This window comes from Pandoraea sp. XY-2 (assembly GCF_004193915.1).
Taxonomy (GTDB): Bacteria; Pseudomonadota; Gammaproteobacteria; order Burkholderiales; family Burkholderiaceae; genus Pandoraea; species Pandoraea cepalis.
Window position 1 is genome coordinate 3620858 of the sequence record NZ_CP030849.1, and the last position, 21129, is coordinate 3641986.

Sequence of the window (21129 nt, forward strand, 5' to 3'; positions counted from 1 at the left end):
ACCGTCTCCCCATTCGGGCGACGGTCGACCCGCCCGGTATTACGTTGGCATTACGTTGGTGAAAAACTTACTTCGCAGCGCCGAAGTACTTGGTGACCAGCGCGGCGTAGGTGCCGTCGGCACGCAGCTTCTCAAGCGCCTTGTTCATCTCGTTGGTCAGCTCGGTGTCGCCCTTGCGCACGGCGAAACCATAGCGCTCGACAGTCAGCGTCTTGTCGAGCACCTTCACGACCGGGTTCGCCTTGGCGTACAACAACGCCGCAGGCTTGCCGGTCACGGCGGCGTCGGCGCGGCCAATCTTCACGAGTTCGAACATCTGGTCGTTCTTCTCGACTTCCACGCGCTCGACCTTCGGGTAGCTTTCTTTCAGGAACTGCACCGACTTCGTGCCCACCTGGACCGACACCTTCTTGCCGTTCAGGTCGGCCGGTTCCTTGATGGCCGTGTTGTCAGCCTTGACCAGAATCGCCAGACCGCCGGTGTAGTACGGATGCGTGAAGTTCACGACCTTCAGGCGCTCGTCGGTGATATAGATCGCCGATGCGGCCACGTCGGCACGCTTTGACAGCACGGCCGGGATCAGGCCTTTGAAATCGATGTCGATCCACTCGATCTTCTTGCCCATGACCTTGCCGAGGGCTTCGATCATCTCGACGTCGAACCCGGTACGCTTGCCGTTTTCCACGTATTCGAACGGCGGGAAGGTCGCATCGGTGGCGACACGCAGCACGTCGTCGGCCGCGAAAACCTTGCTTGAGCAGGTGATGGCCAGCGCCATCGTGAACAGGATGTGACGCAATTTCATCTGGGACTCCTTCGTGTAGTCTCGGTCGGATAACCGGTTAAAAGTATTGCAATCGATTCGAAATACGCTCGGCTGCCGCCAACGTGAGGCGAATCAGCTCGTCGTGGCGCTGAGCCACACGCACGGCCGGCGCCATCAAGGTGATGGTGCCTTCCAGACGCTCCTTGGCGGCGAACACCGGGGCCGACACGCCCCAGACGCCGAAGTCGACTTCGCTTTCGGACACCGCATACCGCTGCTTGCGAATCTCCTCGACCTGCGCGACCAGACGCTCCTGCGCCACCGGCTGGCCCGCCAGTTGTCGGCTGATCAAGCTCTCGCGGGTGGCTTGCGGCAGGAACGAGAGCAGCGCCTTGGCGGAAGCGCCATGCACCAGCGGGTGGGCACGCCCCTTCGCAAAGGAGCAACGCAGCGATTGCTCGCTCTCGTGCATGTCAAGGCAAACGACCTGGCCATTCGCGGCGACCAGCAGACCGACGGTCTCGCCGGTGCGCTGCACGAGCGCTTCGATTTCTTCGCGTGCCTGAGTGACAAGATGCGAGTTGTGGTCGAAACCCCAAGCCAATTGCACGCCGACCGGTCCCGGTTCGTAGAGCGCCTCATGGGCGTGCTCCTGCACCAGGCCCCACTTCTTGAGCGGCACAAGGTGGCGGTAAACGGTAGAGAGCGGCAACCTCGTTTGCGCGGCGATCTCGCGTGCCGCGATCGGTCTTCCATGACGTGCGACCGTCACAAGCACTTGCAACACACGCTCTGAGACCGATTGCGCTTCGGTGGTGTCCATCGTCTTAAAAAGCCAAAGAAAGCAAAGAAATCAGCGGGCTACCCCGTTGATGACGACATGGGCGCTATCTTGCGACGCAATTCCCAAAGTAAAAAATTGAATTCCCACCGGATGGTAACAAACCGAAGGATTACGCATAGGGATTTTCCCTTACGCACTACGCAAGCGACGCATAAAAAAACGCCGAACCTCTTATAAAACAAGGGATTCGGCGTTTTTTCAGCGACAACAGGGTGATCTTTTTTATGATCGACCGGTCATCGACGTTCGCGATTCGGAGGTCGCCGATAACCAGCCAATGAGAATCGGCTTCTGCACTTTCCCAAGGGCACTCTTCGGCAGCGCGTCGACGATGACCACCCGTCGCGGTAATTTGAAGCGAGCGATGCGTGCGCCGAGAAAATCGAGCACGGATTGTTGCGTCGCGCTCGCCGATGATGCGCACACGACGACGGCAACGGGCACCTCGCCCCATCGCTCATCCGGCACCCCGACGACAGCGGCCTCCAACACGCCCGGACAGTCGACCAGCGCGTTTTCAATTTCTGCCGGATAGATGTTCTCGCCGCCCGAGATGATCATGTCCTTGCTGCGACCCACGACTTCGAAACAACCGTCGTCGCGCATCCGTGCCAGATCGCCGGAGTGAAACCAGCCGCCTTCAAATGACGCGTGGTCCGGCGCGCGCCAGTACTCGCGCATCACATTCGGCGCGCGCACGAGAATCTCGCCAACCTCTCCGGCGAGAACCGGCTGGCCCGCGGCATCGGTCAGGCGGACTTCCACGCCGGGCACGCCCGGCCAACCGCGCCCGGATGCGCCTTCGCCTCGCCGAAGCGCAATGCGATCGACACCGGGCCGGTCTCGGTCGCGCCATAGACTTGCCCGAGCGGAATGCCGCGTGCATGGAAGGCGTCGATGGCCGACATCGGCACAACGCTGGAACCGGCCATCACGCCGCGCAACGAGGACAGATCGGTCGTCTGCCATAGCGGGTGGCATTGCACCGCGCGCATTGTCGCGGGCACCATCAACGACAGCGTCGGCCGATGTTTCGCCACGTCGGTGAGCCAGGCGGCCGGATCGAAGCGCGGATGCAACGTAACGCTCGCCCCACGCAACAGCGCCGGTAACGTCTGAATGCACAAACCGCCGACGTGGAACATCGGCAAGGTCGAGAGGACGTGGTCTTCGGCACGCATCTCGTGCGCCCACCAACTGGCCTCGGCGTTGGCCAGCAGCCCGGCCTGTGTGTGCAAGGCCCCCTTGGGCTCGCCCGTTGTGCCCGACGTATAGGCGAGCAACACGGGGCATCGGCGGCAACGTCCGGGTAATCGACCGGCTTGATCGACGGCACCGCGATCAGCCCTTCGATCGACGCAATGGCCGGTGGCGGCAGGTCGGCGTCGCCGGTGACTTCGAGCGCATCGCGAATCTGACGGGCCATGTCGCGGTGCGTCGCGTCGGACCAGAGCACGCGCACCCCGGCATGGCGCACGATGGCCGCCAGTTCGGGAACGGCGAGACGGAAATTCAGCGGCAGGAAGATGGCACCGGCACGTGCGCACGCGAACAGCAGCGCCAGTTGTAGCTCGTCGTTCAGCCCCAGGCATGCGACGCGCTCGCCCGGGCGATCCGCCACGTGCCGCGCAAATGCCCGCCCACGCGTTCGATGCGGCGCCACAGTGCGGCGAAGTCGGTCTGCTGCGCTTCGTCGCCAACGCCGCAGCGCAGCGCGAGCCGCTGCGGCGTGGCACGTGCGTGACGGGCAAGCGCTTCTACAAAGGGCGTCAACTGATTCTCCGTGACAAGAGAGACGGTGAGGCGTGAGTGCGTAGCTTACTCGTCGCGCTCGCCCGGTTCGTAAAGCGCCTCGCGGCCGATGCGATCGAGGCACAGTTCCGCGGTCCAGGGCAACATCAGCGCACCGCAACGCGAATCACGATACAGGCGTTCGAGCGGCAGCGTCTTGAGCATCGACTGCCCGCCGCACGTACGAATGGCCAGACGGCACAGCTCGTTGGCATTCTCCATGATCGTGTACTGCGCCGCATAGGCGCGCAGACGCGCCTCCTTGCCCGGGTCGGCCCGGCCGTCCTGCAACGCGCGCAGGAAAAGCGCGCGCGTCTGCTCGAGCATGATGTGCATCTGCGCGACGGCAATCTGCTTGGTCGGATACATACGACGCTTGACCGGCGCCCCCATGCCCTCGGCTTCTCCTCGCAAATAGCGCACGGTGAAATCGTACGCGGCCTGCGCGATGCCCATGTACGTCGGGGCCAGCGTCATGAACATGTGCGGCCAACGACTGGCGGCCTGATAGTAGACGCCGCGCGGCATCAATTGCAGTTCGTCGGGAACGAACACATCCTTGAAAAGCAGCGTGCGCGAGACGGTGCCGCGCATGCCGAGCGGATCCCAGTCGCCGGTCACGGTGACGCCCGGGGCGTCGCCGGGCACCGCGATATAGAACGTGTCCTTCATCGACAACTCGGGCTTGTCTTCGGTGCACAGCACGCCGTAGTAGTTCGCCGCCCCGAGAGCGACGCGAAAATCTTGCGTCCGTTGATCTTCCAGCCGCCGTCGACTTTCGTCGCCGTGGTGCCGAACGGCGCCTTGCCCGCCGCGGCCGCGCTGCCCTCGGAGAACGGTTGCGCATAGATCGCCCCGTCCTGGATCACGCGCGCGAAGTGATGCTCGCGATAGCGCGCATGCTCGGCACGTTGCTCGGGCGTCATGTCGAGATCGTCGGCGAGAATGCCGGTCCACATCATCGAACATGTGTGCATGTTGAACGTGAGCGCCGTCGCACCGCAATGGCGGCCCAGTTCGGCGGAGACCATCATGTACGTGGCGAAATCGGCGCCCAGGCCGCCGTCCGACTCGGGAATGCACAACTTCAGCAAACCGGCGGCGCGCATGTCGTCGTAGTTCTCGAACGGGAACGACGCTTCGCGGTCCCAGCGGGCCGCGCGCGGCGCGAGCGACTCGCGTCCCACCTGCTCGGCCAGCGCCAGCAGGCGCCGTTGCTTGTCCGTGAGCGGGTGATGCTCGCCGACGATCGAAGGGGGCTGATAGGCCACGGTGGTCTCCTAGAGTGATTCGAGGAAGGCGCGCACCTCGGCATTGAATTCCGCCGGATGCGTCAGATTCATGAGATGCCCGGCGCCGGGCAGGCAGACGTAGCGCGCCTCCGGGATGGCGTCGGCCATGCGCGCCATGACTTTCGCCGGCGCGTTGGTGTCGTGCTCGCCGGCGATCAGCAGCACCGGCACGGCGAGACGCGCGAGTGCGGCGCGCCGTTCGAAACCGACCAGCGCCTGGAGCGCCGTGCGGTAAGCCGCGGGCGTGAGCGCCCCCATCGCATCGACGGCCAGTGTGTGCGCACTCGCACGCGCGGTCGCGGATGGTTCGCCAAGCATGCCCGGCACGATGGCTTCAGCCATCTCGCGCAAGGTCTTGCCGGCGTCGAGCGGGGCGGTGCGCTGCCGCACGAACTCGCGCTGAAAGTCGCCGTCGGGCTTGCCGAACGCGGGCGATGTGCCGCACAGGATCAGCGCGGCGATATCGCGCGTGAACGGCGCGCCGCGCGCCATCAGCTCCTGCGCGACCATGCCGCCCATGCTGTGGCCGACGAGCACGAAACGCGAGGGTCCCAACGCGTCGAGCAGCGTTCGCAAGCGCTCGGCCAGCGCCGCCATTGTGGGCTCGGCAGGCATGGCGCTCTCGCCGTACCCGGGCATGTCCCAGGCGGCCACGCGATAACCGGCCGCCACGAACGTCTCGAATTGCGCGGGCCACACGTGACGATTGCCGCCGATGCCATGCAGCAGCACGAGCGTGAGCGGACCGTCACCGGCGATGCGACAGGCGGGCACGGGGCGCGTCATGACGCGAACTCGCCTTGCAACTGGCCGTCGCGCACAACGATGTGGCCGTCGAGCGCGATCGTGCAACGCCGCAGCGGCAGGTCGAAGTGCCCGAGCGTGTGACGTCCCGCCACTTCGTTGGCACCGGTCGAGTACAGGAAGTTGCCCGCAAAGGCGCGCTGCTCGGTGCCGTTGCAATCGCGTTTGTCGTAACAGGCGAGCGCGTCCCAGCGGGCACGAGGGTTCAGGCCGAAGCCGACGTGCGAGACGGCATAGGCGTCGCGATCGCCCCACGCCGCGAAGTAGTCGCGCATGAGGTCGACGTCCACGCCTTCGCCGTCGATGGCGACAACATAGTCGTCTTCGACGGTGAGCGCGATGCGATCGCGCAGATATTGCTTGAACGTTAGGTTGATGTCGCCGGGGGCGAGCACGAGCTGCCCGTTCACGCTGTGCGCGGCGGGAAATGCCAGCGCCAGACCGCCCGGCCAGTGGGCCACCTGTCCCGGCTTGGCGCACCAGCCCCAGACACCGCCCACACGCGCATCGCGAAGCCCGATGTGCAGATCGGTACCGGCGGCGGAGGTAACGTGCATTTGGGTGGTCGCGCGCAAACGCTTGATCGCGGCGCGCACTTTCGGCTCGAGCGCCGGGTCGGTCGCGCAGCGTTCCAGAATTTCGGGATGTTCGTTCGAGACCATCAACACGCGCGCGCCGCCGCCGAGGATGTCAGGTAGTTCAGGGGCATGCAACAGGCCTTCGACCGTGCAGTCGACGACCAGCGTGACCGCCTTGAGCGCGGCGACGACGGGCGCCAATCCCCCCAGCGCGTCGCTCGCGCCGGTCGAGCGCACCGGCACCGGCGCACTCACGCGCGGACTCGGCACGACCAGCCGGAAAGGCGCGGCGCCAAGCGATTCGGCGGCAAGTTGCGCTAATTCCACGTTGACAGGCCGGGATTGCGTTTCGGCTACAATCGCCACCACATCACCGGGTCCGATGCCGCAGCGCCGCAAGGTCTCGGCAAATACGTCGATCCACTTATGCTCGATTCGCTCGATCAGCATATCGTCTCCTGAGCGTCTGACCTTCTCGCCTGCCGGGGACATTCCCCTCTGGCACGCGGCTGGCCGTCATGCGTCTTGTCGATCTGTTGTTCGTGCCATAGTATATGAATATTCATACAAATCAACCCGATCAAATTTGCCGGACGGGAGTGCAGGGACAGTGAACGCCAAACGCGCCTCAGCGCCAGATTTCGACAACGCGGCCTTTCGTCATGCGCTCGGTCAATTCGCGACCGGGGTGACCGTGATTACCACGCGCGCCGACGACGGATCGCTTATCGGGATCACCGCCAGTTCGTTCAACTCAGTGTCGCTCACGCCGCCGCTCATTCTGTGGAGTCTTGCCACGCGCGCAGGCAGCATGCCGGTCTTCCGCGAGAACTCGCACTATGCCGTGAATGTGCTGGCGTCTGATCAACTCGACATCTGCAAGCGTTTCGCCACGATGAAGGGCGACCGTTTTGCGGGTGTGCCTTATACGCTCTCGGCGTCGGGCACGCCCGTTCTCGACGGTGCGCTGGCCTGGTTCGAATGTCATAACCGCAGCCGCTACGACGAGGGCGACCACGTCATCTTTGTTGGCGAAGTCGAGCGTTGCGGCGTGCATGCCGACGTTGGCGAGCGCATGCCGCTGATCTTCCACGCCGGTGGCTTCCACAAGCCGCAGTCACTCGGCTGAGCCGCCTCATGCCTGCCGCCGGTGCACCGTTCGTCGACGACTACCTGGCCTATCTGCTCGCGCGCGCGAGCACGCTGGTGTCCGACGAATTTCACCGTGAAGTCGCGGCGGCCGGACTCGGTGTGACGGAGTGGCGTGTCCTCGCTACGCTCTCCGACGGTCGCGCGCGCACCATCAATCAACTGGCCGACATCGTGCTCGCCAAGCAGCCGACGCTCACCAAGATCGTCGACCGGCTCGAAGCGACCGGCGACGTCGTGCGCGGCGAGAGCGCCACGGACCGCCGCCAGTCGATGGTCTCGCTCACCCAGGCCGGACGTGAGCGCGTAACCCCGCTGCTCGCCAGCGCGCGACGTCACGAAGCCGGCGTGCTCGCCCGCTTCGGTACAGAACAATCCACCTTGCTCAAGGCGACCCTGCGCCGGTTGATCGACGAGATGACGCAGAGTACGTCGGGGCCGTCTGGAACGTAACGGACACCGCGGGCGCAACGCCCGTGTAGGCGCATTCCGATCACCGCGCGGCGGCGTCCGAAATCGCAGACCGCCTTGCGCGGCGAATCGTCGAATATTCGATCACTTCACAATATTGTCGAATATTCTTTCTTAAAATTAAGAAAATCCTATTTTTTTGATCAATTTCACGCCTCACCATCCCTGAATACGCAAGCACTTGCGAAGCGAATTCTTCTAAGATGCGCATATCGATTGACGATTTTGCGCACACCCATGACCGAACCCAGCCACCGCCCAGCCAACGCGCCCGACGAGCGCCGCGTGTGGGATATCAGCGCGCCACTCTCGAGCGACACGCCGGTCTGGCCCGGTGACACGCCGTTCTCGGAACAGTCGGTGTGGCAGATCGGACCGGGCTGCCCGGTCAACGTCGGGCGCATCACGCTGTCGCCGCATACGGGCGCCCATGCCGACGCGCCGCGTCATTACGACGACGACGGCGCCTTTATCGGGGAAGTGCCGCTCGAGACTTATCTTGGGCCGTGCCGGGTCATACATTGCGTTGGCGCGTCGCCGGTCGTCACACCGGATCAGGTCGCGCCCTACCTGACGGACGTGCCGCCGCGCGTGCTGTTGCGCACGTATGCACAGGCGCCCATCGCTCGCTGGGACCGTGCGTTTTGCGCCGTCGCGCCCGAGACCATCGACCTGCTCGCGGCGCATGGGGTGAAGTTGGTCGGAATCGACACGCCGTCGCTCGATCCCCAGGAGAGCAAGACGATGGACGCCCACCACCGCATTCGGGCGCATCGCATGGCGATCCTCGAAGGACTGGTGCTCGATGCCATTGCACCGTCCGACTACGAACTCATTGCATTGCCGCTCAAGTTCATGCGGCTCGATGCGAGTCCGGTACGTGCAGTGCTGCGTTCGCTTTGAGGCGCGTGGGCTGCGCCGGGCTCATGCACCACGACTTACGACTTCCCTTTTCCGCATAGCTTTCACTGACAAAACGCAAACCATGACGTCTTCTCGCAACGAATGTCTGGCCCTTGACGCGGCCGATCCGCTCGCCCCGCTGCGCGCCCAATTCGATCTGCCACCCGGCGTGATCTATCTCGACGGCAACTCGCTGGGCGCCCGCCCGGTGGCCTCGGCCAAGCGTGCCCAGGAGGTGATCGCCGCCGAATGGGGCGTAGGTCTCATCCGCAGTTGGAACGAGGCCGACTGGTTCGCGCTGCCGCGCACGCTCGGCGACGCCCTGGCCCCGATCATCGGCGCAGGTAAAGGCGAAGTGGTGGTGACGGACACCACGTCGAGCAACCTCTTCAAAGTAATGGCCGCCGCCCTTGATGCGCAGCGTACCCTCGCGCCGCAACGCAAGGTGGTCGTCTCCGAGCGCAGCAACTTCCCGACTGACCTGTACATCGTGCAAGGCCTCACGCGCCTGCTCGACGACGGCTACTCGCTGCGCATGATTGATTCCCCGGACGAGCTGCCCGCCGCGCTGGGCGATGACGTCGCCGTGGTGTTGCTCACGCATGTGAACTACCGCACCGGCGCCATGTACGACATGGCCGCGCGTACGGCCGAGATTCATGCGGCCGGTGCGCTGTGCGTGTGGGATCTGTGCCACTCCGCGGGTGCGGTGCCCGTCGATCTGAACGGCGCCAATGCCGACTATGCCGTGGGCTGCACGTACAAGTATCTGAATGGCGGCCCGGGCGCGCCCGCGTTCGTGTGGGTTAACAAGCGCCGTCTGAATACGTCATGGCAGCCGCTGTCGGGTTGGTGGGGCCATCGCACGCCGTTCGCGATGCAGCCGGAGTACACGCCGGACAATGGCATCGGGCACTACTTGTGCGGCACGCAACCGATCGTCTCGCTCTCGCTGGTGCAATGCGGCCTGGATATTTTCGCGCAGACCTCGATGGACGCCCTGCGTCGTAAATCGCTGGCGCTGACGGATCTGTTCATCGAGCTGGTGGAAACGCGTTGCGCCGAATTCCCGCTCACGCTGGTGACGCCGCGCGATCACGCGGCGCGCGGGTCGCAGGTAAGCTTCGAGCATCCGGAGGGGTTCGCCGTGATTCAGGCGCTGATCGCGCGCGGCGTGATTGGCGACTATCGCGAGCCGCGCATCATGCGCTTCGGCATGACGCCGCTGTATACGAGTTTTGCCGATGTCTGGGATTCAGTCGAAATTCTGCGTGACGTGCTGACCACGGGTTCGTGGGACAAGCCCGAGTTTCGTCGCCGCGGTGCGGTGACCTGAGAGAGGAATCAAAAGCATGAGCAAGACCCGTTCCAGCGCGCACGACCCGCAGAACATTCCGCCCCAGGCCGCGCCCGCCTCGGGCGGGTGCCCGTTCGGCCATCAAGGCGCGGACGACACGACGCCGGACGCATCGACCGCACCGGCGGACGCGTCGACCGATGCCACGCAATGGCATGAGGCGAAGCTCGACTTTTCGAAGAGCATGAGCTACGGCGACTACCTGTCGCTCGATCCGATTCTGAATGCGCAGCACCCGCGCTCGACCGACCACAACGAGATGCTGTTCATCATCCAGCATCAGACGAGCGAGTTGTGGATGAAGCTTGCCCTCTACGAGTTGCAGGCGGCCCGTACGGCGGTGCACAACGATGACCTGCCCCCGGCGTTCAAAATGCTCGCCCGCGTGTCGCGCATTCTCGAGCAACTCGTGCAGGCGTGGAGCGTTCTCGCGACGATGACACCGTCGGAGTATTCGTCGATGCGTCCGTCGCTGGGCAGCTCATCGGGCTTTCAGTCGTATCAGTACCGCATTCTGGAATTCATGCTCGGCAACAAGAATGCGGCGATGTTGAAGCCCCATTCGCATCGCCCCGATGTCTTCGCGCAGGTGCAGGCCGCGCTGGGCGCCCCTTCGTTCTACGACGAGGTGGTGCGCCTTCTGGCACGGCGCGGATTTGCCATTGCCCCTGAACGCCTGGAGCGCGACTGGACGACGCCGACGCCGCACGATGCCACCGTCGAGGCCGCATGGCTCGAGGTGTATCGCAACCCATCGCAACACTGGGAACTGTACGAGATGGCCGAGGAGCTGGTCGATCTCGAAGACGCGTTCCGGCAATGGCGCTTCCGCCACGTCACGACGGTCGAGCGAATCATCGGCTTCAAACAAGGCACCGGTGGTACCAATGGCGCCCCCTACCTTCGGAAGATGCTCGATGTCGTGCTGTTCCCCGAGCTTTGGCATGTGCGGACGTTGCTGTGAGTTTTTTTTCGGTGCGGTGATAACACCCATCGCATAGATTCGCACCCAGCCCTGTCACATGCCCAGGGCCGCGGCGCTTGCCCGTCCCCTGACTCCGCTCCAATGCCGGTTAAGTCGCTACGTCAGGGGACGGACAATCACCGCCATCGTGCGCCCCTACGTTCCGCCCTCCTCGTTCCCCCCTCGCTCCTCCTCGCTCCTCCTCGCTCCTCCTCGCCCCTCCTCGCCCTCCTCGCCCCTCGTTTCCCCTCGCCCCCTCGTTTCCCCTCGCTTCCCCTCGTTTCCCCTCGTTTCCCCTCGTTTCCCCTCGTTTCTCCTCATTGCCGCTCGTTACTGCTCGTTGCTGCTCGTCTTTGCTGTGGTTACTGCGGACGTCCTGGCATTGTTGGCCGTGTCATGTTGGTGGGTTTCGTCGCGTCGAGGGCGGTTGCGAATCGGGTTGGGGGCCGCCCGCGGTGCGACTTAACCGGCAATGGAGTGCCGCGGGCGGCCCCCAACCCGATGGACCACCACCGCTTGCCGATTTTTGCCGACTTACACCGACGTCGTCAGGCTTGCACTGACTTACACCTGCCCACTGAGGCGCGCGGCGAGTTGCTTCAATCGAGGTGCGATCTCCTCGCGGAAGACTGCATCCGGAATCGATGATGACGGGCCGCTGCAACTGATCGCCAGCCATCGGTTCTGTCTTACGTCGCGCAACGGCACCGCGACCGCGTTCACCCCTTCGTGCCAATCGCGAAACGAATAGCAACACCCCTCGCGGCGGTACGTCTCGATGCCCTTGTCGACGCCCGACTGCAGCGCGTCCCAACCGACATTGCGCAGCGCCGTCGGATTCGCGTCATAGGCATCGTGCAGATCGGCCAGCATCGTCTCCCGCTCGACAGGCGTCATGGCCGCCAGGTAGACGCGCCCCATCGAACTCGTCAACATCGACAAGCGTGATCCTGCCGTCAGGCCCAGCGTGAGATGCGCCGAATCGCTGCGGATGGTCTCGAGATACATCATGTCGATGCCTTCCCGGACACCGAGCGAAATCGAACACCCCATTTCCTTGGCCAAGGCGCGCATGTGCGGACGTGCCAACGTCAGCATGTCGGTGCCATTCAGGAACGCGTAGCCCAGGGCCAGCACACCGGCGTCGAGCGCGTACTTGCCCAGATCGGCGTCGTAACGCAGATAGCCCAATTCAGTGAGCGTGTAGGCCAACCGGCTAACGGTCGCCTTCGGCAGCCCGGTGCGCGCAGCGAAGTCGCGATTGCCCAACAGGACATCGTCAGGCCCAAAGGCACGCAACAGCTCAAGACCACGTGCCAGCGCCGTGACGAACTTGCGCTCGTCATGTGACGGCGGCACACCATGCGCCGGCGCACCGGCAAAGGCAGACAGGGACGTTTTGACCACAACCATCGCGCGCTCCTCATCAAAAAGAGGCGACCCGCGCAACAAGTGACCGTTGCCGAGCCAAAAATTTTAGTGTTAAACTAACTTCAGTTTTGGAACATTGTTCCGCATTGCGGAACTTTAGTCAAGTCGGAGCACGTCGTGAGTTCGGGTGGCCGCAAGGTCCACCGGCCGATCAGGCGGGGCCGACGAGAATTGTGTCAGCGCATTTTTCGAGAACATCGGAGGAGATAGGTCATGGCAGGCAATGCACAGTTTCAATGGGAAGATCCGCTGTTGCTCGATGCGCAGCTCACCAGCGAGGAGCGCATGATTCGCGACGCGGCAGCCGCCTACGCGAATGACAAGCTCGCACCGCGCGTGCTCGAGGCGTTCCGGCACGAGCGCACCGACGCGGCGATCTTCCGCGAGATGGGCGAGATCGGCCTGCTCGGCCCGACGATTCCCGAACAATACGGTGGCCCGGGCTTGAACTATGTGGCCTACGGTCTGATTGCGCGTGAGGTCGAACGCGTGGATTCGGGCTATCGTTCGATGATGTCGGTGCAGTCGTCACTTGTCATGGTGCCGATCTTCGAATTCGGCAGCGAAGCGCAGAAGCAGAAGTACCTGCCGAAGCTGGTCAGCGGCGAATGGATCGGCTGCTTTGGCCTGACGGAACCCAACCACGGTTCCGACCCCGCCGGCATGACCACGCGCGCCAAGAAGGTCGCCGGTGGCTATGAATTGAGCGGCAGCAAGATGTGGATCACCAATTCACCGATCGCTGACGTCTTCGTCGTCTGGGGCAAGCTCGCCGATGAAAATGGCGAGGAGAAGATTCGCGGCTTTATTCTGGAAAAGGGCTGGAAGGGCCTCTCCGCCCCGGCGATTCACGGCAAGGTCGGCTTGCGGGCGTCGATCACCGGCGAGATCGTGATGGACCAGGTGTTCGTGCCCGAAGAGAATCTGATGCCGGGAGTCTCTGGTCTGAAGGGCCCGTTCACCTGCCTGAACTCGGCCCGCTACGGCATCGCCTGGGGTGCGCTGGGTGCCGCCGAATTCTGCTGGCACATGGCACGCCAGTATGTGCTCGACCGTCAGCAGTTCGGTCGCCCGCTCGCCGCCAATCAGTTGATCCAGAAGAAGCTGGCCGACATGCAGACGGAAATTACGCTGGGTCTGCAAGGATGCCTGCGTCTGGGGCGCATGAAGGACGAGGGCACCGCCGCCGTCGAGATTACGTCGATCATGAAGCGCAATTCATGCGGCAAAGCCCTTGATGTTGCCCGTCTCGCGCGCGACATGCTCGGTGGCAACGGCATCTCCGATGAGTTCGGCATCGCCCGCCATCTCGTGAACCTCGAAGTGGTCAACACTTACGAAGGCACGCACGACATTCACGCCCTGATCCTCGGGCGCGCACAGACCGGCATCCAGGCGTTCTTCTGATTGTCGTCGGACCGCATCCAATCGATTGATTCGACCGATTGGATGGGTTCGATGCCCTACACCGCCCGCCGCTCGCGCGGTGTAGGGCACTTGTCTGGTACGCGTCGTTTCTCAGGCCGCAAGTCGCGGGCCGTCAATCCCCCGGGCGACGGCGCGTACCAAACAACAATGCCAGCGCTCTCGCGCTGGCATTTTCCGTTTCTGCGGCCATCGAACGCTGTCGACATCCGTCGACAGCGTTCCGACATGCAAGCCGGATTACTTGTTCGGCTGCGGCGTGAGACGCAGGTACGGACGCACGACCTTGTAGCCCTTCGGGAATTTCTCCTTCAGCACGGCTTCGTCCTTGATCGACGGGACGATCACGACGTCTTCGCCGTCTTTCCAGTTACCCGGCGTCGCCACCGAGTAGTTGTCGGTCAGTTGCAGCGAATCGATCACGCGCAGGATTTCGTCGAAGTTGCGCCCCGTGCTGGCCGGATACGTAATGATCAGGCGCACCTTCTTCTTCGGATCGATCACGAACAGCGAGCGAACGGTCACGGTTTCGCTGGCGTTCGGATGGATCATGTCATAGAGCTGCGACACCTTGCGATCGCCATCGGCCAGGATCGGGAAGTTGACCGTCGTGTGCTGCGTTTCGTTAATGTCGTTGATCCAGCCTTTGTGCGACTCGGCATCGTCGACCGACAATGCGATGGCCTTTACGTTGCGCTTTTCGAACTCACCCTTGAGTTTGGCGGTCAGACCGAGCTCGGTCGTGCACACCGGCGTGTAATCGGCCGGGTGCGAGAAGAGGACTCCCCAGCTGTCGCCGAGAAATTCGTGGAACTTGATTTTGCCAACCGACGAGTCTTGCTCGAAATCGGGGGCAATGTCACCCAAACGCAATGTCATTTACAGTCTCCTTGAGATCCGTCAACTCAGTGGGGTAAAGACTAAAGGATGCTAACCTTTGCCAGAACGAATAAAAAATTTGGTGCAAATAATTATTCGAAATATAAGGCGGTTGGGACGTTGTTTTCTGGCAACGACGCATTGAACGCGTTACGATGTGACTCATATCCCTCTCGCATTTTCCTCCCAAAATCGGGTAACGACCATGTCGCAAGTACCTACCAACTAGGAGAAGTTCATGACCGATATCAAATCCGTATTGGCCGACGCCGAAGATCTGCTCAAGCAAGCCGCCAACACGACCGGTGAGCGCGCCTCCGAACTGAGCGACAAGGCCCTGGCGCTGCTCAAGCAAGCCAAGGAAAAAGCCTCCGACGTGCAGGTTGTCGTCGTCGAGAAGAGCAAGCAGGCAGCGCGCGTGACCGACGACTACGTTCACGATCATCCTTGGCAGGCCGTGGGCATTGCCGCCGGCATCGGCGTGGTGATCGGCCTCCTGCTCAACCGTAAGTAAGCTACGCCGACGCAAGTCACTCCCTCGCCTACTCTGCCCAAGGCGGAGCCCACCTGACCGGCGCGACGGGTCAGGTGGGCCGCCAAGCCCACCTCATGACCGACAATGATCGCACGACCCCGCCGCGGCCTTCGCTGCGGCGCCTCGCCGGTGCGTTGCTCGAGATCGTACAGTCGCGCATCGAACTGATCGGCATCGAGTTGACCGAGGAGAAGGAACGCCTGATGGGCGTGGCTTTCCTCGGCCTGGCCGCGATGCTCTTCGGCGTGCTCGCTCTGGTGTCGCTCACCGCACTGGTGATCGTGATTTTCTGGGACACCTACCGTCTTCAGGCCATGACCTGCATCTTCGCCGTGTATCTGGTGCTGGCGGGGTGGTGCGCCGTGCGTGCGCGCAACATTCTGCGCGATGCGCCGATGCCGTTCGAGGCCACGGTGGCCGAGTTCGAAAAGGATCGCGACGCGCTGCGTCCGGACTGAAGGAGATCTGCCCGTGCCGCTCGAACCGAACCGCCCTCGCCGCACGCGACCGTCACGACGCTCGCGCCACGATCTCCTCGCCATTCGCAAGGAGCTGGTGCTCACGCGCATCGCCGTCGAGCGCGCCGAACTGATCCAGGCCGCGCACGTTACGCGCGAGCGTTTGCGCAATTTCCGTTGGGTGCGCTACCTGTTGCCGGGCGGCCTCGCGAAGTTCGCCGGACTCGGGGGCCTCGCGAACTCCGGACTCAAACTCGGCGGTCTGCTCGAGCGCTACCCCCTGGTCAGCTCGGTGGCCTCTCTTGCGCTCACCGGTTTGTCGCATACCCCCGTCGGACGCGTTGTTCGTCGCGGTCTCAAGTGGGGCGGCCTCGGCGTGCTCGCATGGCAAGGCATCAAGCTCTGGCAGGACTCGACCAAGCCGTCAGCGCCGCACACCGATGAACCCAACTCGGAACGCGCCACTGCCGCGTCCGCCACGAACAGCACCCACGCCAACGCGAACGACGCCGGCATCCCCCCCGTCATGTAATTGGCACGCCCCCTTATGCCTCGGGACATGGCGGCCACACCACTTCTCGACGCCAAGGCCGCATGACTGCATGACGGCGCGCGTTCATGGCATCATCGCGGCGCGGCAGGGCACCGACGTGCCACGCGGGCGCGGCCATAGGCATTGATCGTGATGCAGATGCGCCGCTCATGCCCCTCGATCCGCACCGTACCCGAGAGCCATTTGTCGTGATCGGCTCGCATGAAGCCGCTTTCGGCGAATGCCAGCCCTTCCGTGTAGTACAGCGCCCAGTCCGCTTCGATGTGTACTCCCGGTGGTAATGGCGCATGTCGCCCCAGCAATTGATCTCCCGCGTCGAAGCGATTATTCCGATTTTCGTCCACGAACGTTACCCAGCCTCCGCTCAGCGCCCCGCCATCGTGCGGCGCTATTGCCACGCGCCGGTGGCGCGCCAGGGCTTCCGCTCGCGCAGCCTGCATCGACGCCAGGAAGGCGCGCGCCGTGATATCCACCCCCACCCGGCGGCGAACGGCCTCGATGGAAGGCGCGACCGCCAGCAGCGCCACGGCAAGCACCGCCACCGCGACAACACACTCCAGCAGCGTGATGCCCGACATCGCCCGCGGATCACGATGCATCGCAAGACTCACGCTGAGCGCCGTGCGTGGTCTGCCCCACGGCATCGTCGTGCCACGTCACCACCTCGCGCCAACTCAATGCGCGCGACGAATACGACGAACGCGAAGCATCCGATCCGCTGGCCCCACCGGAACGAACGTCCTGCTCACGACGACGAACCTCATAGATCGCCTGCAGGTAGACTCGCGTCCCGGGCAAGTCGCCACACCCCATCGCACTGACCCGATAGCGTCGCACCGACGCGGTGCGCTTTGCCGCGTTGTCGGTCCAATAGGCGGACAACGCGATTCGCTCGATAAAGTAGCTTGCCTTACGCCGTTTGACGACCGCTCCACTGCCACCCCACTCGACTGTCCGCCATCGCGGCACGCGTTTTGGATACCAGACGTCGCCGCGATGGCTCGCCGCCAACACCCCATTTGGCCCGGCGTCGAACGCCGACATGCTCGCGATCTCCGCAGCCTGCGCGCCGTCGGTAAGCCAGTCGCGCGCCTCGGCAAGCGCCTTGTCGGCTGCGGCAAACGCCCCGACACGATCATTCGTGTACGCGACGAAACGGTTCGCCAATTGACGATGTTGCATGCCGGAGGCGGCCAGCGCCATCAGGGCCGCCAACCACATCACAATGAAGACGCCAACCATTCGGCCTCCTCCCCCACGCCACCATCGTTGCGACGATAGGCCACCGCATTGAACACATGCAAATGGACGTCGCCGGTGTTGCCCAGTCGCTTGAACTCACGACCACCGGTCGCCCCGTCGAACACTTCGATCACGCTCACTGCCCGCGGCTTGCCACCGCGACGCGGCGCCCCGCGCATCACCAACGAAAACGCGACCGCTGCCACGTTCTCCCATCCCCGCTCGCCGACCGGCGGGCGCGCTGGTCGGTTCCGCATTCGCGTAGCCGGCGCGACCCAACGCAAGCCCCCAGTCCCCCTGTCACGCAAGCCCAATCGGATGTACATGGCCTCCACCCCCATGACCAACACTTCCGGGCGGCGCAGATCGGTCGCCGCCGCCTGACGCTCGCCGTAGCGGCAGTAAAGTGACGGAATCGCGTCTTCTCCCTTGTCCACATAGAAGATGCTGAGTTGACGTTCGTCCAGCCGTCCCGTGGCTTTCACGCGGTACCCGCCGCAGTTGTGCACAGCCCCATTACCCATCGAAAAGCCCGCCCCGTGAAATTGCACCTCCAGCAGCGCACTGCCCTGCCAACCGAACCGTGAGCAGTTGTCGGCCGTGAGCGCACACTCGGCACCGACACGCAGCGACGGCCAGTCTCTCACCGCTTGCCCGGGCAATCGGATCGCGCCTTCCATCGGGTCCCAGTTCCGATATCCGGCCATACCAACGGCACGCGTGAGCTGCGTCAGTGCAAAGATGGCGCGCTCGTTGACGTCGTATCGCTCGGCCTGCACTCGCCACAAGCGAATGCCCGCGAGATAGATCGCCGTCGCCGCCATGACGACCAGCAAGCCCAGCGGCATGGCCAGTACCACCTCGAGCAACGTGAAGCCCGTCATGCGACGTTTGCGCCAGCCATCGCCCCAGTCGCCGCGCGGCGCGCTCATGGTTGACCGAGAGCGAACCACGCATCGCCCGCCGCTGGGGTTCGCGACATTGCCGCCCCCCGGGCTGGCAAGGCCATCATCGTCACGCTCGGCGTCGATGCGAGTTCGGCAGACGACATTCCCCCGGCGGCCTGCCATCGTGCAAAGCCCTGCGCACCGGCCGTCAGCGCCAGCACGGCAAACATGACGTCGAGCAGTGTCGCGCCCCGTGCCAACGCCCTGCGCCGCACACCGCACGGCGGCCGCCCCGTCAACAGCGCCTGCCTCGGTGCCACCGAGGCGCGCGGTGTCCAGGGCTGCGCTCCCCGCCGCCCGCGTCGGCCCGCGTCGAGCGGCGGCATACCGTGACCTCGCCGCGAGCGCGTTCGGGCGCGATGGGTCAACGCATCGCGAAGCGTATGCCGGTCGGTCAAGCGCATGGGGTGTCGGCGATCCTGTCTCATGGTTCGATACCTCGTCTCGTTGATGACGCATCCATCGTCGCGCACGGTCGACGAAACGCCAATCGGACACCGCCGCAAAACCCGCCCCGTCATGCGCCACCTCACTTCTCATACGCAACGCATGCCCGCCATTAACCAAACGCCCATAAAAAAACGGCGACCGAAGTCGCCGTCTGTTGGCGTGTCGTTCCGACGGGACGCGACGCCGCTTCATCGCGTCATCGCTTCATTGCCGCCCCCGGCAACCTTATCCCTTCAGCTCATCGACAAGTGCGACGTACGCTTCCTGCGCCTCTTCTTTCGACTTACCCTTGAGCATCTCCCAGGCGTCGAACTTGGCACGCCCGACGAAATCCGTGATGCCGGGACGCGCACCGGACACGTCGCCTTCCGTGCCTTGTTTGAAGAGCGCGTAGATTCGCAGCAACGTGAAATTGTCGGGGCGCTCGGGTAGCGCCTTGGATTGGGCTACGGCCTCGTCGAAGCGCGTTTGAAGATCGCTCATGGTGTCTCTCCCTGGAAAAACAGTCAGCTTATAAGTGACCCGCGCGTCGCGTCGGCAACGTCATGCAAACGCTAGCGTCGACGCTCGGGGTGTTGCGAACACAACGCGAACTAGGATATCGACGAAGCGGTATGCCAGGTAGGGGCGAGCGTAGAACCCAGCGTCTAAACCTCTCGGGAACTGAGCTTGTTTAGCGCGAAACGCGACGCCTGAACGTAAAACGCCCGGCGTATTGCCGGGCGTCTCGATCGTCAAACCTTGCACCGTCGCGAGACATTTGCGCCGATCACGCCGCGCACCTGCCTCGCGACACGATCACGATGCGGGTGCCGCCGGTGCCGATGCCACCCCGGCGCTGGCCGGCGCGGTGTGCTCCTCCCAACCGCCCCGAGCGCCTTGTACAGCGTAACGAGGTTGGTCCAGCGCGACAGGCGCGTCGCGATCAGTGTCTGCTGCGCCGCATACAGCGAGCGTTGCGAGACGAGCGCGTTCAGGTAACTATCCACGCCATTGCGATACCGCAGGTCCGAGAGCTTGTAGCTCTCGTCGCTCGCCTTGACGAGTGACTCCTGCGCGGCGATCTGATCGTCGAGCGTGCCGCGTGCGGCCAGCCCGTCGGACACTTCGCGGAACGCCGTCTGAATCGCCTTCTCGTAGTTGGCGATCTCGATGCGCTTTTTCACCTTGGCCAGATCGAGATTGGCCCGGTTCTGCCCGCCCGCGAAAATCGGCAGCGTGATGGTCGGTGCGAACGACCATGCGCCCTGCCCGCCCTTGAACAGATTGCCCAGCGACGCGCTCGCCGTCCCCGCGCTCGCCGTGAGCGAGATCGACGGGAAAAAGGCGGCACGCGCCGCGCCGATGTTCGCGTTGGCGCCCTTGAGCGTGTGCTCGGCCGCCGTCACGTCAGGGCGACGCAGCAGCAAATCGGACGGCAGCCCGGCGGGGAGATCGGTGAGCAGGCCTTGCCCGTCGAGCGGACGCCCCGGCGGTAAGTCCGCCGGTAACGGCTGACCGATGAGCAGCGCGAGCGCATTCTCGTCCTGCGCGACCTGACGCGTGTACTGCGCCAGATTCGCCCGTGCGGCATCGACCGGCGTTTGCGCCTGACGCAGATCGAGCCCCGAGGCCGTCCCCACGTCGAAGCTACGCTTGGTCAGCTGATACGACGACTCCTGGCTCTTGAGCGTGTCGGCCGTCAGTCTGAGCAGATCCTGATCGGCCAACCAGGTGAGGTAGGCCGTCGCCACTTCCGAGATCAGCGTGATGTGGGCCGTCTTGGCCGTGTCCTCGCTGGCCAGATATGTCTCCAATGCCTGATCCTTCAGGCTCTGGATACGACCGAACAGATCGAGTTCGTACGACGTAAAGCCCACGCCCACCTGGTAGTTGCGGCTGATGCTGGCCCGCCCGGAGGACGTCAGGTCTCCCGGCGTGCGCTGGACCGACCCCTGCCCCGCCACCCCCACCGAGGGCAGCAACGCGGAACGCTGGATCTGATATTGCGCACGCGCGGCTTCGACGTTGAGCATCGAGACGCGCAGATCGCGGTTGTTCTGCAGCGCGATCTCGATCAACTTCTGCAGGCGGGGATCGGTAAAGAAATCGCGCCAGCCCAAATCGGCCGCCGCCACGCTATTGCTGCCTGCGGTGTCGTTCTGGTTTGCCGCGCCCGGCGTCTTGTAGGCCGGGCCACTGGGGAACGTCGTGGCGACCGGCGCCTCGGGCCGCTCATAATGCGGCGCCAGGGTACAGCCTGCCAGGGACGCGGCCGCCAAGGCCATCGACAATGCTTTGTGCTTCATAG

23 protein-coding genes and 3 pseudogenes are annotated in these 21129 nt (G+C 63.9%); 9 read left to right on the top strand and 17 right to left on the bottom strand.

Features of this window, described 5'->3' with window-relative positions; translation table 11 throughout:
- Positions 1–67 precede the first annotated feature (67 nt).
- From DRB87_RS16270 to DRB87_RS16305, 9 genes and pseudogenes are all read right to left on the bottom strand, one after another.
- A complete protein-coding gene (locus tag DRB87_RS16270; protein WP_130026646.1) occupies positions 68–805 on the bottom strand; it encodes a transporter substrate-binding domain-containing protein in 738 nt (245 codons plus the stop codon).
- A gap of 37 nt (positions 806–842) precedes the next feature.
- Positions 843–1589 (bottom strand): IclR family transcriptional regulator, encoded by a 747-nt coding sequence (locus tag DRB87_RS16275; RefSeq protein ID WP_130026647.1) that lies wholly within the window; start codon positions 1587–1589, stop codon positions 843–845.
- Positions 1590–1832: 243 nt separating this feature from the next.
- Complete coding sequence (locus tag DRB87_RS23705; RefSeq protein ID WP_165385343.1) at positions 1833–2375, bottom strand: AMP-binding protein; 543 nt, start codon at positions 2373–2375, stop codon at positions 1833–1835.
- Entirely contained in the window at positions 2360–2896 is a 537-nt protein-coding gene (locus DRB87_RS23980) for a class I adenylate-forming enzyme family protein (protein WP_255501265.1), read from the bottom strand. The genes DRB87_RS23705 and DRB87_RS23980 overlap by 16 nt, the downstream gene beginning before the upstream one ends.
- A 185-nt stretch (positions 2897–3081) precedes the next feature.
- Positions 3082–3273 (bottom strand): annotated as a pseudogene (locus DRB87_RS23985) (hypothetical protein); the annotation flags it as partial.
- On the bottom strand, positions 3189–3383 hold the full coding sequence (locus tag DRB87_RS23715) for a hypothetical protein (protein ID WP_130026649.1): 195 nt from the start codon (positions 3381–3383) through the stop codon (positions 3189–3191). The pseudogene DRB87_RS23985 and the gene DRB87_RS23715, both read right to left, overlap by 85 nt.
- A 45-nt stretch (positions 3384–3428) precedes the next feature.
- Positions 3429–4672: pseudogene (locus DRB87_RS16295) on the bottom strand (acyl-CoA dehydrogenase family protein).
- A 9-nt stretch (positions 4673–4681) separates the two neighbouring features.
- Positions 4682–5479 (bottom strand): alpha/beta fold hydrolase, encoded by a 798-nt coding sequence (locus DRB87_RS16300; protein WP_130026650.1) that lies wholly within the window; start codon positions 5477–5479, stop codon positions 4682–4684.
- The gene (locus DRB87_RS16305) at positions 5476–6525 is read right to left on the bottom strand and encodes a peptidase M29 (RefSeq protein WP_130026651.1); all 1050 of its coding nucleotides are present in this window, start codon (positions 6523–6525) and stop codon (positions 5476–5478) included. The genes DRB87_RS16300 and DRB87_RS16305 overlap by 4 nt, the downstream gene beginning before the upstream one ends.
- Positions 6526–6685: 160 nt before the next feature.
- Here DRB87_RS16305 and DRB87_RS16310 point away from each other — a divergent pair, with 160 nt between their 5' ends.
- The 5 genes from DRB87_RS16310 to kynA all read left to right on the top strand — a co-directional run bounded on the left by DRB87_RS16310 (position 6686) and on the right by kynA (position 10919).
- The gene (locus DRB87_RS16310) at positions 6686–7204 is read left to right on the top strand and encodes a flavin reductase family protein (protein ID WP_130026652.1); all 519 of its coding nucleotides are present in this window, start codon (positions 6686–6688) and stop codon (positions 7202–7204) included.
- A gap of 8 nt (positions 7205–7212) precedes the next feature.
- On the top strand, positions 7213–7677 hold the full coding sequence (locus DRB87_RS16315) for a MarR family winged helix-turn-helix transcriptional regulator (RefSeq protein WP_130026653.1): 465 nt from the start codon (positions 7213–7215) through the stop codon (positions 7675–7677).
- A gap of 255 nt (positions 7678–7932) precedes the next feature.
- Entirely contained in the window at positions 7933–8598 is a 666-nt protein-coding gene (gene kynB, locus DRB87_RS16320) for an arylformamidase (RefSeq protein ID WP_130026654.1), read from the top strand.
- Between the two features lie 82 nt (positions 8599–8680).
- Positions 8681–9934, top strand: coding sequence for a kynureninase (kynU, locus tag DRB87_RS16325; protein ID WP_130026655.1), 1254 nt, complete (start codon positions 8681–8683; stop codon positions 9932–9934).
- 16 nt (positions 9935–9950) lie between these two features.
- A complete protein-coding gene (gene kynA / locus DRB87_RS16330) occupies positions 9951–10919 on the top strand; it encodes a tryptophan 2,3-dioxygenase (RefSeq protein WP_130026656.1) in 969 nt (322 codons plus the stop codon).
- Positions 10920–11483: 564 nt separating this feature from the next.
- Here the strand turns inward: kynA and DRB87_RS16335 are convergent.
- Positions 11484–12332 (bottom strand): IclR family transcriptional regulator, encoded by an 849-nt coding sequence (locus DRB87_RS16335; protein ID WP_240756023.1) that lies wholly within the window; start codon positions 12330–12332, stop codon positions 11484–11486.
- Positions 12333–12563: 231 nt separating this feature from the next.
- Here DRB87_RS16335 and DRB87_RS16340 point away from each other — a divergent pair, with 231 nt between their 5' ends.
- The gene (locus DRB87_RS16340) at positions 12564–13757 is read left to right on the top strand and encodes an acyl-CoA dehydrogenase (protein WP_130026657.1); all 1194 of its coding nucleotides are present in this window, start codon (positions 12564–12566) and stop codon (positions 13755–13757) included.
- Between the two features lie 258 nt (positions 13758–14015).
- Here the strand turns inward: DRB87_RS16340 and DRB87_RS16345 are convergent, their stop codons facing one another.
- Positions 14016–14654, bottom strand: coding sequence for a peroxiredoxin (locus DRB87_RS16345; RefSeq protein ID WP_130026658.1), 639 nt, complete (start codon positions 14652–14654; stop codon positions 14016–14018).
- 238 nt (positions 14655–14892) lie between these two features.
- Here DRB87_RS16345 and DRB87_RS16350 point away from each other — a divergent pair, with 238 nt between their 5' ends.
- The 3 genes from DRB87_RS16350 to DRB87_RS16360 all read left to right on the top strand — a co-directional run bounded on the left by DRB87_RS16350 (position 14893) and on the right by DRB87_RS16360 (position 16179).
- Complete coding sequence (locus DRB87_RS16350) at positions 14893–15168, top strand: YqjD family protein (RefSeq protein WP_017231663.1); 276 nt, start codon at positions 14893–14895, stop codon at positions 15166–15168.
- Positions 15169–15263: 95 nt separating this feature from the next.
- A complete protein-coding gene (locus DRB87_RS16355) occupies positions 15264–15647 on the top strand; it encodes a phage holin family protein (protein WP_130026659.1) in 384 nt (127 codons plus the stop codon).
- A gap of 13 nt (positions 15648–15660) precedes the next feature.
- Entirely contained in the window at positions 15661–16179 is a 519-nt protein-coding gene (locus tag DRB87_RS16360; protein ID WP_165385345.1) for a DUF3318 domain-containing protein, read from the top strand.
- A gap of 92 nt (positions 16180–16271) precedes the next feature.
- Here DRB87_RS16360 and DRB87_RS16365 read toward each other — a convergent pair whose 3' ends face one another.
- The 6 genes and pseudogenes from DRB87_RS16365 to adeC form a co-directional block, all read right to left on the bottom strand.
- The gene (locus DRB87_RS16365) at positions 16272–16799 is read right to left on the bottom strand and encodes a GspH/FimT family protein (protein WP_165385346.1); all 528 of its coding nucleotides are present in this window, start codon (positions 16797–16799) and stop codon (positions 16272–16274) included.
- Positions 16789–17442: a pilus assembly protein gene (locus DRB87_RS16370; protein WP_130026662.1), complete on the bottom strand. Its 654-nt coding sequence runs from the start codon at positions 17440–17442 to the stop codon at positions 16789–16791. Before DRB87_RS16370 ends, DRB87_RS16365 begins: the two co-directional genes overlap by 11 nt.
- The gene (locus DRB87_RS23105) at positions 17421–18374 is read right to left on the bottom strand and encodes a PilW family protein (RefSeq protein ID WP_165385347.1); all 954 of its coding nucleotides are present in this window, start codon (positions 18372–18374) and stop codon (positions 17421–17423) included. Before DRB87_RS23105 ends, DRB87_RS16370 begins: the two co-directional genes overlap by 22 nt.
- Positions 18371–18715 carry a hypothetical protein gene (locus DRB87_RS23110; protein ID WP_165385348.1) on the bottom strand — a complete coding sequence of 115 codons (345 nt, stop codon included), beginning with the start codon at positions 18713–18715 and terminating at the stop codon, positions 18371–18373. Before DRB87_RS23110 ends, DRB87_RS23105 begins: the two co-directional genes overlap by 4 nt.
- 349 nt (positions 18716–19064) lie before the next feature.
- Complete coding sequence (locus DRB87_RS16380; protein WP_017231656.1) at positions 19065–19322, bottom strand: acyl-CoA-binding protein; 258 nt, start codon at positions 19320–19322, stop codon at positions 19065–19067.
- A 315-nt stretch (positions 19323–19637) separates the two neighbouring features.
- Positions 19638–21127: pseudogene (adeC, locus tag DRB87_RS16385) on the bottom strand (AdeC/AdeK/OprM family multidrug efflux complex outer membrane factor).
- Positions 21128–21129 lie beyond the last annotated feature (2 nt).

Excerpts from the sequence above, each read along its gene's own strand:
- DRB87_RS16270 (WP_130026646.1), bottom strand. The coding sequence starts at position 805 with ATGAAATTGCGTCACATCCTGTTCACGATGGCGCTGGCCATCACCTGC.
- DRB87_RS16275 (WP_130026647.1), bottom strand. The coding sequence starts at position 1,589 with ATGGACACCACCGAAGCGCAATCGGTCTCAGAGCGTGTGTTGCAAGTG.
- DRB87_RS16300 (WP_130026650.1), bottom strand. The coding sequence starts at position 5,479 with ATGACGCGCCCCGTGCCCGCCTGTCGCATCGCCGGTGACGGTCCGCTC.
- DRB87_RS16305 (WP_130026651.1), bottom strand. The coding sequence starts at position 6,525 with ATGCTGATCGAGCGAATCGAGCATAAGTGGATCGACGTATTTGCCGAG.
- DRB87_RS16315 (WP_130026653.1), top strand. The coding sequence starts at position 7,213 with ATGCCTGCCGCCGGTGCACCGTTCGTCGACGACTACCTGGCCTATCTG.
- kynB (WP_130026654.1), top strand. The coding sequence starts at position 7,933 with ATGACCGAACCCAGCCACCGCCCAGCCAACGCGCCCGACGAGCGCCGC.
- kynU (WP_130026655.1), top strand. The coding sequence starts at position 8,681 with ATGACGTCTTCTCGCAACGAATGTCTGGCCCTTGACGCGGCCGATCCG.
- kynA (WP_130026656.1), top strand. The coding sequence starts at position 9,951 with ATGAGCAAGACCCGTTCCAGCGCGCACGACCCGCAGAACATTCCGCCC.
- DRB87_RS16335 (WP_240756023.1), bottom strand. The coding sequence starts at position 12,332 with ATGGTTGTGGTCAAAACGTCCCTGTCTGCCTTTGCCGGTGCGCCGGCG.
- DRB87_RS16340 (WP_130026657.1), top strand. The coding sequence starts at position 12,564 with ATGGCAGGCAATGCACAGTTTCAATGGGAAGATCCGCTGTTGCTCGAT.
- DRB87_RS16345 (WP_130026658.1), bottom strand. The coding sequence starts at position 14,654 with ATGACATTGCGTTTGGGTGACATTGCCCCCGATTTCGAGCAAGACTCG.
- DRB87_RS16350 (WP_017231663.1), top strand. The coding sequence starts at position 14,893 with ATGACCGATATCAAATCCGTATTGGCCGACGCCGAAGATCTGCTCAAG.
- DRB87_RS16355 (WP_130026659.1), top strand. The coding sequence starts at position 15,264 with ATGACCGACAATGATCGCACGACCCCGCCGCGGCCTTCGCTGCGGCGC.
- DRB87_RS16365 (WP_165385346.1), bottom strand. The coding sequence starts at position 16,799 with ATGCATCGTGATCCGCGGGCGATGTCGGGCATCACGCTGCTGGAGTGT.
- DRB87_RS16370 (WP_130026662.1), bottom strand. The coding sequence starts at position 17,442 with ATGGTTGGCGTCTTCATTGTGATGTGGTTGGCGGCCCTGATGGCGCTG.
- DRB87_RS23105 (WP_165385347.1), bottom strand. The coding sequence starts at position 18,374 with ATGAGCGCGCCGCGCGGCGACTGGGGCGATGGCTGGCGCAAACGTCGC.
- DRB87_RS23110 (WP_165385348.1), bottom strand. The coding sequence starts at position 18,715 with ATGCCGCCGCTCGACGCGGGCCGACGCGGGCGGCGGGGAGCGCAGCCC.
- DRB87_RS16380 (WP_017231656.1), bottom strand. The coding sequence starts at position 19,322 with ATGAGCGATCTTCAAACGCGCTTCGACGAGGCCGTAGCCCAATCCAAG.